Genomic DNA, 15045 nt, shown 5'->3' on the forward strand with positions numbered 1-15045 from the left:
TCGCGGCGTGTTGCGACGTTTCGGCAGCGCCGCTAGCGCGAGCGAGCCGAAACGCGGCGTGGGAGAATGGAACCGATGTCCGAGACCCCTGTCCCCCCCGTCCTCGCCGAGATCCGCGACGACTTCCTGGCCCTCCCTGAACCGGAGCGGCTGCAGCTGCTGCTGGAGTTCGCCGGTGAGCTGCCCGACGTCCCGGAGCGATACGAGGGTCACCCCGAGATGTACGAGCGCGTCGCCGAGTGCCAGTCGCCGGTCTTCATCGTGCTGGCTGTCGAGGACGGCATCGTCCAGATGCACGCGACCGCCCCGATGGAGGCGCCGACCACCCGCGGCTTCGCCAGCATCCTCGTGCAGGGACTGTCCGGCCTGACGGCGGAAGAAGTCCTCGCCGTGCCGTCCGACTACCCGCTCACCATCGGGCTGACCCGCGCCGTCTCGCCGCTGCGCATCGCCGGCATGACGGGCATGCTCCGCCGGGCGCAGCGCCAGGTCGCGGCGGCCGTCGCCGCCTGACGACGTCGGGCGTCACTCCCCGGACGGACCGCGCAGCCCCTGACGGTCGAGCCAGTCGGTGATCGTGCGCGTCCACCGGTCCTGGTCGTAGTTCCACAGCTTCGTGTGGCGCGCGACCTCGAACACGTCGAGCTCGACGAGATCCGGTCGTGCCTCCGCCAGGAGGTGCGACGCGTCGGAGGGCACGAATCCGTCGTCGTCCGAATGCAGGATGAGAGTCGGATGCCGCAGCTCTCCTGCCCGCGAGACCACATCCAAGGCGTCGAAGGGGATGGGTGTGCGCGACCCCGCGATCCGCGACGACCACCGGTTCTTGAGCGCTCCGACCGCCAGCTCCGGGATCGGCGCGGGAAGCTTCAGCTGCCGCGCCTGGTAGTCCAGCACCGTGCGCCAGTCGACGACGGGCGATTCGAGCACGATGCCGGCGACAGCGTCGGCGTGCGATGACGACAGGGCGAGCTGGAGCACGATCGCGCCGCCCATCGACCACCCCATGAGGATGATGCGCTGCGCGCCCCGCCTCCGGGCGAAGCCGAGCGCGGCGTCCACGTCCCGCCACTCCGTCGCACCCAGGCCGTAGGTGCCCGACCGGCTGCGCGGCGCCTCGCCGTCGTTGCGGTACGACACCACGAGGGTCGAGATGCCTGCTGCGTGGAAGACCGGCACCGCGCGGAGGCACTCGGATCGGGTCGTGCCGCGGCCGTGGACCTGGATGACCCACGTCGTGGCGTCCTCGACAGGGAAGAGCCAGGCCGGGCACGGGCCGATCGGCGTGCCGACGAGCTCCGAGGTGAACGGCAGCTGCAGCTCCTCCGGCTGGGAGAAGTACCAGCCCGAGAAGGCGGCCTCGGCGGCGAGGTGCGACCCCTCCGGAACGTGGGTCAGCAGTTTGCGCTTGACCACCTGCGCGTCCTCCGACAGCACGGAGCCGACCTTCAGGTACTGCTGGGTCCCGGTGACGAACAGCCCGTACCGGCCGGGCAGCACGGTGTCGGCCGTGCGGGACAGCGAGATGGTCTGGGCCGCGGCATCCAATCCCCGGAGGATCGTGTCGGGCTGACGCGGCGCGGGGGTGACGACGCGGCGCGCGACGCGCACGGAGACCAGGCCCATCGCGGTGAGGACGAAGACGAGGGCGGCGCCCAGGGCTCCCAGCGCCGCGGAGATGCCGGTGAGGAGCTGTGGGGAGGGGCCGTGCGATGCGGCGCGCCTGGGGTGGACCATCGAGGCCCCAGCCTAGTCTGTCGACGTGGCTGAGCATGGTCGACCGACGACTCCCTCGCCGTTCGATCTCGCCGTCGAGGAGGTCCGGAACACGTTGTTCCGCGACGACCTCGTCGTCCGCGAGATCCCGGCGCCCTCGGGGGTCGCCCCGCACGCCCTCGCCATCGCCGGAGACATCCGGCCTGAGGCGGAGGGCGCGGACTCGCCCTACGGCACCGGGCGGCTGATCCTGCTGCACGATCCGGAGGAGCCGTCCGCGTGGGGCGGCGCCTGGCGCATCGTCTGCTTCGCGCAGGCCCCCCTCGAGACCGAGATCGGCACCGACCCGATGCTCGCCGATGTCGCGTGGTCGTGGCTGATCGACGCCCTGGATTCGCGCCGCGCGGAGTACGACTCCGCCTCCGGCACCGCGACCAAGACGCTCTCGAAGGGCTTCGGCACGCTGGAGGAGGAAGGCGAGGGAGCCCAGATCGAGCTTCGCGCGTCGTGGACTCCGTCGGGTAGTCTCGCTCCGCACGTGGAGGCTTGGGCCGAACTCGTGTGCATGCTCGGGGGACTCCCTCCCGGCTCAGAAGGGATCGCAGTGCTCGGTTCGCACAGGTCGGCGCGTGGCTGACTACACCGTCATCGCCGACCGGCAGGGCCTGCAGGACGCCGCCGATGCGCTGTCGCGCGGCACCGGGCCCGTGGCCGTCGACGTGGAGCGCGCGTCCGGCTTCCGCTACTCGCAGCGGGCCTATCTCATCCAGGTCTTCCGCCGCGACGCCGGCGTCTTCCTCATCGATCCCCCGGCCGTCGGCGACCTCTCTCCGCTGCAGCGCGCGATCGGCGAGGACGAATGGGTCCTGCACGCCGCGAGCCAGGACCTGCCCTCGCTTCGCGAGCTCGACCTCATGCCGCCCGTGATCTTCGACACCGAGCTGGCGGCCCGGCTCCTCGGCCACGACCGCGTCGGCCTCGGGGCGGTCGTCGAGACGACCCTCGGCATCACCCTGGCCAAGGAGCACTCTGCGGCCGACTGGTCGACGCGTCCCCTGCCGCAGTCGTGGCTGGAGTACGCCGCGCTCGATGTGGTCCACCTCATCGATGTGCGCGACGCCCTCGTGGCGGAGCTCGCCGACCAGGACAAGACGGGGCTTGCCGCCGAGGAGTTCGAGGCGGTGCGCGTGCGCGAGCCGCGGGCGCCGCGCGAGGAGCCCTGGCGGCGCCTCAGCGGACTCCACACGGTGCGCGGGCGCCGCAACCTCGCCGTCGCGCGGGCGCTGTGGACAGCGCGCGAGGAGTACGCGCGCGCCGAGGACGTCTCCCCCGGGCGGCTCGTGCCCGACCGCGCCCTCGTGGCCGCCGTGCTGGCCGAGCCGGCGTCGAAGCAGGATCTCGCCCGCATCAAGGAATTCACGGGCCGGGCGAGCCGGACGCAGCTCGACCGCTGGTGGGCCGCCATCGAGACGGGTCGCGCCACCGACGAGCTCCCGCCGGAGCGCGCACCGGGCACGGGTGACTCCTTCCCGCCGCCGCGCGCGTGGGCCGACCGCAACCCCGCCGCCGACGCGCGCCTCAAGTCCGCGCGCGCGGCGGTCGAGGCGCGGGCCGAAGAGCTGCACATGCCGACCGAGAACCTGCTCACCCCCGACCTCCTGCGCCGTGTCGCGTGGGCCCCCCCGGCGGACGGGGACGCAGCATCCATCGGCGACGCCCTCGCAGAATCGGGTGCACGACGGTGGCAGATTGCGCAGACTGCACAGCTGATCGCGCAAGCCTTTGTCGATTCCGTGCAAGAGGCCGCGACGGCTCCGGACGACGCCTCGTAGGTTCGCTCCAACCGATTCCGAGCGCCCGAGGCCCGATCCTAGGCTGGCTGCATTCCCTAGTTTTGGAGGCAGAGTGGCCGAGATCTCTGACGTCTTCTTCGTCGATGGCATGCGCACACCGTTCGGGCGCGCGGGTGAGAAGGGCATGTACTGGAACACCCGCGCCGATGACCTCGTCGTCAAGACGATCATCGGGGTGATGGAGCGCAACCCCGCCGTGCCCGGCGACCTGGTCGACGACGTCGCGATCGCGGCGACGACGCAGCAGGGCGACCAGGGACTCACCCTCGGGCGCACGGCGGCGATCCTCGCCGGTCTGCCTCAGAGCGTGCCCGGGTTCGCGATCGACCGCATGTGCGCCGGCGCCATGACGAGCGTCACGACCATGGCGGGCTCGATCGGCATGGGCATGTACGACGTCGCCCTGGCCGGCGGCGTCGAGCACATGGGCCGTCACCCCCTCGGCGGTGACGCCGACCCGAACCCCCGCTTCCTCACCGAGAAGCTCGTGAGCGCCGACGCCCTCAACATGGGCGTCACCGCCGAGCGCATCCACGACCGGTTCCCGCACCTGACGAAGGAGCGCGCCGACCGGTTCGGCATGCTGAGCCAGCACAAGGCGCAGGCCGCCTACGACGCCGGCCGCTTCCAGCCCGACCTCGTGCCCGTGGCCATCACCGACGCGCAGGGCGCGTGGGGTCTCGCCACCGAGGACGAGGGCCGCCGGCCCCAGACCACGATGGAGGGTCTCGCCGAGCTGAAGACGCCCTTCCGCCCGCACGGGCGCGTCACGGCCGGCACCTCGTCGCCGCTGACGGACGGCGCGACGATGAGCATCCTCGCCGGCGGTGGCGCCGTCAAGGAGCTGGGCCTCGCGCCCAAGATGAAGCTCACGTCGTTCGCGTTCGCCGGCGTCGCGCCCGAGATCATGGGCATCGGACCGATCCCCTCCACGGAGAAGGCTCTGCGCAAGGCCGGGCTCACCATCTCCGACATCGGCCTCTTCGAGCTCAACGAGGCCTTCGCCGTGCAGACGATCTCGCTGCTCGACCACTTCGGCATCGCCGACGACGATCCGCGCGTGAACCCCTGGGGCGGCGCGATCGCTCTCGGACACCCGCTGGCCGCCTCCGGTGTGCGCCTCATGATCCAGCTCGCGGCCCAGTTCGCAGAGCGTCCCGACGTCCGCTACGGCCTCACCGCCATGTGCGTGGGACTCGGACAGGGCGGCTCCGTCATCTGGGAGAACCCCCACTTCGACGGCAAGAAGCGCAAGTAAGGGGCGATGATGACGAACACCTCCGCATCGCCGTACGCCGGCGTCGACTTCTCCCCCCTCCAGGCCTTCACGGAGGGGGAAGTGGTCACCCACTCCCCCGTCCGCGACGTGCGGCTCCCCTCGGGCAGGACGCTCGCGCTGATCACCCTCGACAACGGCCGCGACCACACGCGTCCGAACACCCTGGGGCCTGCCACGCTCACCGAGCTCGGCGCGACGCTCGACACGCTGGAGGCCCGCGCGGCCGCCGGCGAGATCGCCGCCGTCGGCATCACCGGCAAGAAGTACATCCTGGCCGCCGGTGCCGACCTGAGTGACATCTCCCGCCTCGACTCGAAGGAGAGCGCTCGACTCATCGCGCAGCTGGGCCACTCCGTGCTCGGGCGGCTCTCCGAGCTCGGCGTGCCGTCGTTCGCCTTCGTGAACGGACTCGCGCTCGGCGGCGGGCTCGAGATCGCGCTGAACTCGACCTACCGGACGGTGGATGCCTCGGCCGCCGCGATCGCGCTGCCCGAGGTCTTCCTCGGCATCATCCCCGGGTGGGGCGGCGCGTACCTGCTGCCGAACCTCATCGGCATCGAGAACGCGCTCGAGGTCGTGATCTCCAACCCGCTGAAGCAGAATCGCATGCTCAAGCCGCAGCAGGCGTTCGACTACGGCATCGTCGATGCGATCTTCCCCGCGGCGACCTACCTCGAGAACTCCCTCGCCTGGGCCGACGGCGTGCTGGCGGGACGGATCAAGGTCGAGCGCAAAAACGAGCCGGGAAAGATCGAGCGCCTCACCAAGTGGCCCATCGCCATCCGCATGGCGCGCGGCATGCTCGAGAGCCGTATCGGCACCGTTCCGACGTCGCCCTACGCCGCGCTCGAGCTTCTCGACAAGGCTAAGAGCGGCACGATGGCCGAGGGCTTCGCCCGCGAGGACGAGGCGCTGGCCGAGCTCGTCACGGGCGACCAGTTCGCGGCATCCATGTACGCCTTCGATCTCGTGCAGAAGCGGGCGAAGCGCCCGGTGGGAGCACCCGACAAGGCGCTCGCGAAGAAGGTCGCCAAGGTCGGCATCATCGGCGCCGGTCTCATGGCCAGCCAGTTCGCGCTGCTGTTCCTGCGCAAGCTGCAGGTGCCGGTGCTCATCACCGACCTCGATCAGGCGCGCGTCGACAAGGGCCTGGCCTACATCCGCGAGGAGATCGGCAAGCTGGAGGCGAAGGGCCGGCTCGACGGCGACACCGCCAACAAGCTCCGTGCGCTCGTGCACGGCACGACCGACAAGAGCGAGTACGCGGACTGCGACTTCGTCATCGAGGCCGTGTTCGAGGAGGTCGGCGTCAAGCAGCAGGTCTTCGCGGAGATCGAGCAGATCATCGCCGACGACGCGATCCTCGCGACCAACACCTCGTCGCTCTCGGTCGAGGAGATCGGGGCGAAGCTCGCACACCCCGAGCGGCTCGTCGGATTCCACTTCTTCAACCCCGTGGCCGTCATGCCGCTGATCGAGGTCGTCAGGACGCCGCAGACGACGGATGCCGCGCTGTCGACCGCGTTCGTCGTGGCGCGCACTCTGGGCAAGAACGCGGTGCTCACGAGCGACGCTCCCGGCTTCGTCGTCAACCGCCTGCTGGCCAAGGTCATGGGCGAGGCGGCGCGCGCTGTGTACGAGGGCACGCCGCTGCTCACCGTCGAGAAGGCCTTCGGGCCGCTCGGCCTTCCGATGACGCCGTTCCAGCTCATCGATCTCGTGGGGTGGAAGGTCGCGGCCCACGTGCAGGACACGATGGCGCACGCCTTCCCCGACCGGTTCTTCGCCGCGGAGAACTTCCACCGCCTGGCGGAGCTGACCGAGGTCGTCGAGAAGGACAAGGGCGGGCGCGTCACCGGCTGGACCAAGGCGGCGGAGAAGGTGCTCAAGGGCGCGGTCGGCTCCTCCCCCTCGTCCGAGGCCGACATCCTCCGGCGGGTGCAGGACGGCCTGGCGCAGGAGATCCGCATCATGCTCGACGAGGGCGTCGTGCCCGAGGTCGAGGACATCGACCTCTGCCTGATCCTCGGGGCGGGTTGGCCGTTCATCGACGGCGGTGCCTCGCCCTACCTCGACCGTGAGGGGGCGTCGGAGCGCGTCTTCGGAGGCACGTTCCACACTCCCGCCATCCGGGGTATCGCCGCACGCTGACGGACGACGAAGGGGACGGATGCCGCGGCATCCGTCCCCTTCTCGGTTGACATCCTGTGAGATGCCGCGACGTGCCGTGACGTGACGTGCGAAGACGGCGACAGGATCCTCGCGCCGACCCGAGAATCAGGGATGTCATGAGAATCAGGGCGGACACGCCGCAAAGACCTGTCTCTCGTACCATGCCTGACTCCGGGCGCGAGGACCAGAACGAAAACTGCTCGACTCGCTGCTACGGCCGCGGCGGGGTGCTCTCCCAGTCGTCGACCGCAGACAGGTCGCTGCCCTCCGGACGGGCCTTGGGGATGCGGGTCCCGAGCACCTGCGAGACGACGTCCTGCGCGATCTTCGCGGCCGTGAGACCCGCGTCCTCGAGGATCTGCTCGCGGGTCGCGTGGTCGATGAACTCGTCGGGCAGGCCCAGTTCGTCCACGGCGGTGTCGACGCCCGCCTCGCGCAGCACCTGCCGCACGCGCGTGCCGACTCCGCCGACGCGGATGCCGTCCTCGATGGTGATGACGAGGCGGTGGGATGCCGCGAGATCGACGATCGACGGCTGAACGGGCACGACCCACCGGGGGTCGACGACCGTGGCGCCGATGCCCTGCGCGCGCAGGCGCCCGGCCACGTCGACGGCGAGGTGGGCCATCGGGCCGATGCCGACGATGAGGACGTCCTTGGCATCGGACTGCACGAGCACGTCGACGCCGTCGGAGAGACGCTCCACCGCGGGCAGGTCGGCGCCGACCGAGCCCTTGGGGAAGCGCACCACGGTGGGCGCATCGTCCACGGCGACCGCTTCGCGGAGCTCCTCGCGCAGGCGGGCCTCGTCGCGCGGCACCGCGATGCGGATGTGCGGCACGATCTGCAGCATGGCGAGGTCCCAGATGCCGTGGTGGCTCGGACCGTCGGGGCCGGTGACGCCGGCGCGGTCGAGCACGAAGGTGACGCCCGCGCGGTGCAGTGCGACATCCATCATGACCTGGTCGAAGGCGCGGTTCATGAACGTGGCGTAGATGGCGACGACCGGGTGCAGGCCGCCGAACGCGAGTCCGGCCGCAGAGGCGACGGCGTGCTGCTCCGCGATGCCGACGTCGTAGACGCGGTCGGGGAAGCGCTGGGCGAACGGCAGGAGGCCGGTGGGTCGCAGCATCGCGGCCGTGATGCCGACGACATCCTCGCGCTCCTCGCCGATCGCGAGGAGCTCCTCGGCGAAGACGTCACCCCAGGCCGGGCTCCCCGCTCCGCCGACGGCCGCGCCGGTGAGCGGATCGATCTTTCCGACCGCGTGGAACTGGTCGGCCTCGTCGTCGAGGGCCGGCTGATAGCCGCGGCCTTTCTCGGTGATGGCGTGCACGATCACGGGGGCGCCGTAGCTCTTGGCGAGCTCGAGGGTCTCCAGCATCACGCCGATGTCGTGGCCGTCGACGGGGCCGAGGTACTTGATGTCGAGATTCGAGTACAGCGCGGCGTTGTTCGTGAAGCGGGACAGGAACCCGTGGGTGCCGCCGCGGACGCCGCGGTAGACGGCGCGGGCCGCGGGACCGAGGCGACCGAAGAGCGTGGCCGATCCCTCGTGCAGGTGGCGGTAGGTCTCCGCCGTGCGCACGCGGTTGAGGTAGCGCGCCATGCCGCCGATCGTCGGGGCGTAGGAGCGGCCGTTGTCGTTGACGATGATGACCAGGTTGCGATCGTTTTCGTCGGAGATGTTGTTGAGCGCCTCCCACGTCATGCCGCCCGTGAGGGATCCGTCGCCGACCACGGCGACCACGTGGCGGTCCTTCCGGCCGGTGCGGGTGAGGGCGCGTGAGACGCCGTCCGCCCAGCTGAGCGAACTGGACGCGTGGGAGGACTCCACGACGTCGTGCGGGCTCTCCGAGCGCTGCGGGTAGCCGGCGAGGCCGCCGCGCGACCGCAGTCGCGAGAAGTCCTGGCGCCCGGTGAGCAGCTTGTGCACGTAGGACTGGTGGCCCGTGTCGAAGATCATCGGGTCGTTCGGCGAGTCGAAGACGCGGTGCATCGCGAGGGTCAGCTCGACGACGCCGAGGTTGGGTCCGAGGTGCCCGCCGGTGCGGGAGACGTTCTCGATGAGGAAGTCCCGGATCTCCTGAGCGAGATCCTCGAGCTCTTCCACGCTCAGTGCGTCGAGGTCGCGCGGACCTCCGATGGAGCCCAGTCGCGGCATCCTGTTCCCCTCGTCCGACATCCGGCAAGTCTACCCGCCGGGCACTGCGCAAGCCCGGAAGGCCGATGCGGGCGCCGACGCGCCCTGCCCCCTCGTGACACGCCGAAGGGCCGGAGACGTGTGTCTCCGGCCCTTCGGTTCGCGCTCAGACCAGCGAGCGCAGCACGTACTGCAGGATGCCGCCGTTGCGGTAGTAGTCCGCCTCGCCCGGCGTGTCGATGCGCACGACGGCGTCGAACTCGACCGTCTCCTTGCCGGGAGCCGAGAACTCGCTCGGGGCGGCGGTGACGCGCACCGTCTTGGGCGTGGTGCCCTCGTTCAGCTGCTCCAGGCCCGCGATCGAGACGATCTCGGTGCCGTCCAGGCCCAGCGAGGCCCAGCTCTCGCCGGCGGGGAACTGCAACGGGACGACGCCCATGCCGATGAGGTTCGAGCGGTGGATGCGCTCGAAGCTCTCGGTGATGACGGCCTTGACGCCCAGCAGGCTCGTGCCCTTGGCCGCCCAGTCGCGCGACGAGCCGGAGCCGTACTCCTTGCCGCCGAAGATCACCAGCGGCGTGCCGGCCTCCTGATAGTGCTGACTCGCGTCGTAGATGAACGACTGCGGTCCGCCCTCCTGGGTGAAGTCGCGGGTGTAGCCGCCCTCCACCTCGTTGCCGTCGTTGACGGAGCGCACGAGCTGGTTCTTCAGGCGGATGTTCGCGAACGTGCCGCGGATCATGACCTCGTGGTTGCCGCGGCGCGAGCCGTAGGAGTTGAAGTCCTTGCGCTCCACGCCGTGCTCGGCCAGGTACTGCCCCGCCGGGCTGTCGACCTTGATGTTGCCGGCCGGGCTGATGTGGTCGGTCGTGACCGAGTCCAGCAGCGTCGCCATGACGCGCGCGCCCTCGATGTCGCGGACCGGGGTCAGCTCCATCGTCATGCCCTCGAAGTACGGGGGCTTGCGGACGTAGGTCGAGGACTCGTCCCACTCGAAGACGTCGCCGGTGGGCGTCGGCAGCGTCTGCCAGCGCTCGTCGCCCTCGAACACGCTCGCGTACTGGTGCGTGAACATCTCCGTGTTGATCGACGAGTCGATCGTGGACTGCACCTCGGCGGCGTCGGGCCAGATGTCCTTGAGGAAGACGTCGTTGCCGTCGCGGTCGCGCCCGAGGGGGTCGGTCTCGAAGTCGAAGTTCATCGATCCGGCGAGCGAGTACGCGATCACCAGCGGCGGGCTGGCGAGGTAGTTCATCTTGACGTCGGGGTTGATGCGGCCCTCGAAGTTGCGGTTGCCCGAGAGCACCGCCGTCACGGCGAGGTCGTTCTGGTTGATCGCCGCCGAGACCTCCTCGATGAGCGGCCCGGAGTTGCCGATGCACGTGGTGCAGCCGTAGCCGACCGTATAGAAGCCCAGGTCCTCGAGGTCCTGCGTGAGGCCGGCCTTCTCGTAGTAGTCGGTGACGACCTTCGAGCCCGGGGCCAGGGTGGTCTTGACCCACGGCTTGGCCTTGAGTCCCTTGCGCACCGCGTTGCGGGCCAGCAGGCCCGCGGCGAGCATCACGGACGGGTTCGACGTGTTCGTGCACGACGTGATGGCGGCGATCGTGACGGCGCCGTGGTCCAGGGTGAACGTCTGGCCGTCCTCGAGCGTCACGGTCGTCGGCTTCGAGACTCCGGCCGGCGAAGCGCTCAGCATGCTGGCGGCGTGCTCGTGCTGGTGGCTCACCTCGGAGGGGGCGGGCTCGGCGCTGTCGCCCTCGTCCTGCGGCGTGAAGCCGAGCGGGTCGGAGGCGGGGAACGTGCCCTCGACGGCCGCGTCCACGACGGTGTGCGCGCCGGGGACGGCGTAGTCCAGGAGGTCCTTCTCGAAGCGCTCCTTGGACTGCGACAGCTCGATGCGGTCCTGCGGGCGCTTCGGGCCGGCGATCGAGGGGACGACCGTGGAGAGATCCAGCTCCATGTACTCGCTGAACACCGGCTCGATCGAGGGGTCGTGCCACAGGTGCTGCTGCTTGGCGTACTCCTCGACCAGGGCGAGGGACTCCTCGCTGCGGCCGGTGAGGCGCAGGTAGTCCACCGTGACGGAGTCGATGGGGAACATGGCGGCCGTCGAGCCGAACTCGGGGCTCATGTTGCCGATGGTGGCGCGGTTGGCCAGCGGCACGCTGGCCACGCCCTCCCCGTAGAACTCGACGAACTTGCCGACCACGCCGTGCTTGCGCAGCATGTCGGTGATCGTGAGCACCACGTCGGTCGCGGTGACACCCATGGGGATCGCGCCGGACAGCTTGAAGCCCACGACCTTGGGGATCAGCATGGAGACGGGCTGGCCGAGCATCGCGGCCTCGGCCTCGATGCCGCCGACGCCCCAGCCCAGCACGCCGAGCCCGTTCACCATCGTGGTGTGCGAGTCGGTGCCGACGCACGTGTCGGGGTACGCGCGCAGCGTGCCGTCCACGGTGCGGTCGTAGATGACCTTCGCCAGGTGCTCGATGTTGACCTGGTGCACGATGCCGGTGCCCGGCGGGACGACCTTGAAGTCGTCGAAGGCGGTCTGGCCCCATCGCAGGAACTGGTAGCGCTCGCCGTTGCGCTCGTACTCGATCTCGACGTTGCGCTCCAGCGCGTTCTCGCTGCCGAACAGGTCGGCGATGACGGAGTGGTCGATGACCATCTCGGCCGGCGAGAGCGGGTTGATCTTCTTGGGGTCGCCGCCCAGAGCCTCGACGGCCTCGCGCATGGTGGCGAGGTCGACGATGCAGGGAACACCGGTGAAGTCCTGCATGACGACGCGCGCCGGCGTGAACTGGATCTCGGTGTCGGGCTCGGCCGCGGCATCCCACGATCCCAGCGCCTCGATCTGCGCCTTCGTGACGTTGGCGCCGTCCTCGGTGCGGAGCAGGTTCTCGAGCAGCACCTTGAGGCTGAAGGGCAGCGTCTCGTAGCCCGGCACCGCGTCGATGCGGAAGATCTCGTAGTCGGTGCTGCCGACCGTCAGGGTGCTCTTGGCACCGAAGCTGTCAACAGTGGACACGTTCGTCTCCTTCGTCGGCGGAGGAGCGGGCAGAAGCCCGCCGCACCCCATCTTTCCCCGCGCGGGCGTGGGTCGCCAGTGAGGCGGACCTAATGTCCAGTCGGAGAATTTATCTTGATGTCAAGATAAATGTATCACTTCGGGGGCGGAGGGTAGAGCGCACGCACGGCGAGCCACGTGACCGCCACCAGAGGTGCGAACAGAGGCAGTCCCATGACGAGCTTGAGGGTGCCGAGCGCCGCCGTGTTGCCCGTGAGGTACAGCGGGAGCTGCACGGCCAGTCGCGCCGCGAAGAGCCCCGCCCACATGAGGGTGAGCCAGAAGAAGGCGCGGCGACGACGCTTGTTGCGGCGCCAGCGCGTGCCGTCGTTGACGAGGAAGCCGACCGCCAGGCCGATGATCGGCCACCCGACGAGGGCGGAGACGAGCAGCGCCGTGCCGTAGACGCCGTTCGTGATCAGGCCGGGGACGAAGTTGTCGACGCCCCGGCCGGTGAAGAGCGCGAGCGCCGCGGCCGCGACCGCCGCGATGAGACCGCCGAGAGCGGCGGACGGCGGCGACTTGGTCGCGAGGCGCACCACTGTGAACAGCAGCGCCACGCCCACCGAGACGCCCAGGCTGAGCCACAGATTGCCCTCGTTCGTGGCCGGGTCGAGGGTGACCGTGAAGAGGATCACGAAGGCCAGGGTCGGCAGGACCGATTCCAGCACGCCGCGCCAGCCGCCCATGGCGCGCCAGACCGCGGTGCCCGTCGAGCCTCCCTGCGTCGGGTCGAAGCCCGCACGTCGCGCGGCGGTGCCCAGAGCCGCGCCGAGCGCGTCAGAGGCCGGCGGCGGGGTGAGCGCGGGATCGTCGTCCGTGGCCGGCGGTCGCTCCTCGGTCACGCGGCGCCCGGGGTCGCGGGCATCTTCAGCGGGATCAGGTCGCGCGGCGGCATCGGCGTGCCGCCGCGCACGACCACGATCGAGCGGAACAGGTCCTCGACCTTGGCTGCGGCATCCGGGTCGGCTGCCGCTGCGCCCCCGATGACGCCGCGCAGGAACCAGCGCGGGCCGTCGACGCCGATGAAGCGCGCCAGGCGCTTGCCGCTCGCGGCGTCGGCGCCCGCGATGACGGGAACCTCGGCGAGCAGCTCGGGGCCGAGCGGGCCCTCCCGCTCCTCGACGCGGCCGCCCTGCTGACGGATCTGGGCGCGGATCTGCTCGCGCGTCTCGTCCCAGAGTCCGGTCGACCGGGGCGCGGCGAACGCCTGCACCTGCAGCGTCGACTCGGCGTAGTCGAGGCCGACCGCCACGATGCGCTTGGTCTGCTCCTCGACCTCGAGCCGGAGGTTCAGGCCCTCGCGCGGAAGGATCTTGATGCCCCCCAGATCGATGTAGGGGCGGACGGGGTTCGCCTCGGTCTCGTCGAACGGGCCGTCGGCGGCGCGGTCGAGCGGAACGCGGGTCTCGGTGGCGGTGTCGTCGGCCAGGGTGTCGTCGTCGGGCGTCTCGTCGGTCATGAGTGGTGTCGTGCTCCTTGTCAGATGCCGGTCGAGCCGAAGCCGCCGGCGCCGCGGACGCTGTCGGGCAGCTCCTCGACGGGGATGAAGTGCGCGCGGGGGACGGGCATGACGATCAGCTGGGCGATGCGGTCGCCCACGGCGACGTCGAACGCCTCCGTGCTGTCGGTGTTGAGGAGGGTGACCTTGATCTCCCCGCGGTAGCCGGCATCCACCGTGCCGGGAGAGTTGACGATCGTGATGCCGTGACGCGTGGCCAGGCCGCTGCGCGGCACCACGAAGGCGACGTATCCGTCCGGCAGCGCGATGCGCACACCGGTGGACACGAGCGCCCGCTCCCCCGGGCCGAGGCGCAGGGCCTCGGCTGCGGTGAGGTCGGCGCCGGCATCGCCGGGATGCGCGTACCGCGGGACGTCGGCGGCGATAATGGGAACGTCCACGGTTTCGGTCACGCAACGAGGGTAGTCCAGATGGCGATGCAGAACGTCCCGACGAGGACGGCCGCGCCGTACCGCGAGCGGCTCGGCCCGTCGATGTGGTTCCTGGTCTCCGCCGCACTCTGCGGGCCCATGGCCGCACTGGTGTTCGTGCCGCTGGACACCACCGTCGCCCTCGTCGTGGGGGCGCTCGTGGGCGTGGCCGTCGTGGCGCTGCTCGTGTCCGGCTCGCCCGTCATCACCGTCAGGGACGGCGAGCTGCGCGCCGGTCGTGCGCACATCCCGGTCGAGTTCCTGGATGCCGGATCCTGGGTGTCCGGTGACGACGCGCAGTACGCGCGCAGCGCGGGTCTTCACCCGCGGGCCTGGCACCTCATCCGCGGCGGGATCGATGCGGTCGCGATGTTCGCCGTCACCGACCCGGACGATCCGACGCCGTACTGGGTGATCTCGTCCCGCACGCCCGACCGGCTGGTGGCGGCGGTGCGCCGGGCTCAGTCCTGAGGGCGCGCCCCGTCGCCGCGTGCGACGACGGGGGCTGCGGTCGTCAGGCCGCGCACTCCTTGCACATGGGGCCGTGCGCGGTGTCGTGGTCGAGCTGCGAGCGGTGCTTCACGAGGAAGCAGTTGGAGCAGGTGAACTCGTCCTCCTGCGGGGGCAGCACGACGACGTCGAGCTCGAGGTCGGACAGGTCGGCTCCGGGAAGCTCGAATCCCGACGGGTTGTCGGCGTCCTCGACGTCGACCGCACCCGACAGCTTGTCGGGGACGCGCTCCTTCAGCGCCTCGATCGACTCGCTGTCGTCCTCGGTCTTGCGGGGGGCGTCGTAATCCGTGGCCATGCGTGAGCGTCTCTTCTTCCGGGGGTGTCGTAGAACCGTAGGCCCTGTCGGGCGGCCATAGTTTGC

The 15045-nt window shown here is 70.4% G+C and carries 13 protein-coding genes; 6 read left to right on the forward strand and 7 right to left on the reverse strand.

Annotated features, from left to right (window positions below; genetic code table 11):
* The first annotated feature begins 75 nt into the window (after window positions 1-75).
* Window positions 76-513, forward strand: coding sequence for a SufE family protein (locus CVS47_RS07075; protein ID WP_127095469.1), 438 nt, complete (start codon window positions 76-78; stop codon window positions 511-513).
* Window positions 514-525: 12 nt separating this feature from the next.
* On the opposite strand, the gene CVS47_RS07080 is transcribed toward CVS47_RS07075, so the two are convergent.
* Entirely contained in the window at window positions 526-1737 is a 1212-nt protein-coding gene (locus CVS47_RS07080) for an alpha/beta hydrolase family protein (protein ID WP_127095470.1), read from the reverse strand.
* A gap of 25 nt (window positions 1738-1762) precedes the next feature.
* Here CVS47_RS07080 and CVS47_RS07085 point away from each other — a divergent pair, with 25 nt between their 5' ends.
* From CVS47_RS07085 to CVS47_RS07100, 4 genes are all read left to right on the forward strand, one after another.
* Window positions 1763-2353, forward strand: coding sequence for a DUF3000 domain-containing protein (locus CVS47_RS07085; RefSeq protein WP_127095471.1), 591 nt, complete (start codon window positions 1763-1765; stop codon window positions 2351-2353).
* Entirely contained in the window at window positions 2346-3548 is a 1203-nt protein-coding gene (locus CVS47_RS07090) for an HRDC domain-containing protein (protein WP_127095472.1), read from the forward strand. Before CVS47_RS07085 ends, CVS47_RS07090 begins: the two co-directional genes overlap by 8 nt.
* A 73-nt stretch (window positions 3549-3621) precedes the next feature.
* A complete protein-coding gene (locus CVS47_RS07095) occupies window positions 3622-4827 on the forward strand; it encodes a thiolase family protein (protein ID WP_127095473.1) in 1206 nt (401 codons plus the stop codon).
* Window positions 4828-4836: 9 nt separating this feature from the next.
* Entirely contained in the window at window positions 4837-6999 is a 2163-nt protein-coding gene (locus tag CVS47_RS07100; RefSeq protein ID WP_127095474.1) for a 3-hydroxyacyl-CoA dehydrogenase NAD-binding domain-containing protein, read from the forward strand.
* A 232-nt stretch (window positions 7000-7231) separates the two neighbouring features.
* On the opposite strand, the gene dxs is transcribed toward CVS47_RS07100, so the two are convergent.
* The 5 genes from dxs to dut form a co-directional block, all read right to left on the reverse strand.
* Window positions 7232-9184: a 1-deoxy-D-xylulose-5-phosphate synthase gene (dxs, locus tag CVS47_RS07105; protein ID WP_127097237.1), complete on the reverse strand. Its 1953-nt coding sequence runs from the start codon at window positions 9182-9184 to the stop codon at window positions 7232-7234.
* 145 nt (window positions 9185-9329) lie between these two features.
* Window positions 9330-12200, reverse strand: coding sequence for an aconitate hydratase (locus CVS47_RS07110; protein WP_127095475.1), 2871 nt, complete (start codon window positions 12198-12200; stop codon window positions 9330-9332).
* Between the two features lie 134 nt (window positions 12201-12334).
* Complete coding sequence (locus CVS47_RS07115; RefSeq protein ID WP_127095476.1) at window positions 12335-13084, reverse strand: DUF3159 domain-containing protein; 750 nt, start codon at window positions 13082-13084, stop codon at window positions 12335-12337.
* A complete protein-coding gene (locus CVS47_RS07120; RefSeq protein WP_127095477.1) occupies window positions 13081-13701 on the reverse strand; it encodes a DUF3710 domain-containing protein in 621 nt (206 codons plus the stop codon). The genes CVS47_RS07115 and CVS47_RS07120 overlap by 4 nt, the downstream gene beginning before the upstream one ends.
* Before the next feature lie 20 nt (window positions 13702-13721).
* Window positions 13722-14153 carry a dUTP diphosphatase gene (dut, locus tag CVS47_RS07125; protein ID WP_206502786.1) on the reverse strand — a complete coding sequence of 144 codons (432 nt, stop codon included), beginning with the start codon at window positions 14151-14153 and terminating at the stop codon, window positions 13722-13724.
* Between the two features lie 18 nt (window positions 14154-14171).
* On the opposite strand from dut, the gene CVS47_RS07130 reads away from it, so the two are divergent.
* A complete protein-coding gene (locus CVS47_RS07130; protein ID WP_241240309.1) occupies window positions 14172-14642 on the forward strand; it encodes a DUF3093 domain-containing protein in 471 nt (156 codons plus the stop codon).
* Between the two features lie 43 nt (window positions 14643-14685).
* On the opposite strand, the gene CVS47_RS07135 is transcribed toward CVS47_RS07130, so the two are convergent.
* Window positions 14686-14979, reverse strand: a complete 294-nt coding sequence (locus CVS47_RS07135; RefSeq protein WP_127095478.1) for a DUF4193 domain-containing protein — start codon at window positions 14977-14979, stop codon at window positions 14686-14688.
* Window positions 14980-15045: the final 66 nt, after the last annotated feature.

The sequence above is a fragment of the Microbacterium lemovicicum genome (assembly GCF_003991875.1).
Classification (GTDB): domain Bacteria; phylum Actinomycetota; class Actinomycetes; order Actinomycetales; family Microbacteriaceae; genus Microbacterium; species Microbacterium lemovicicum.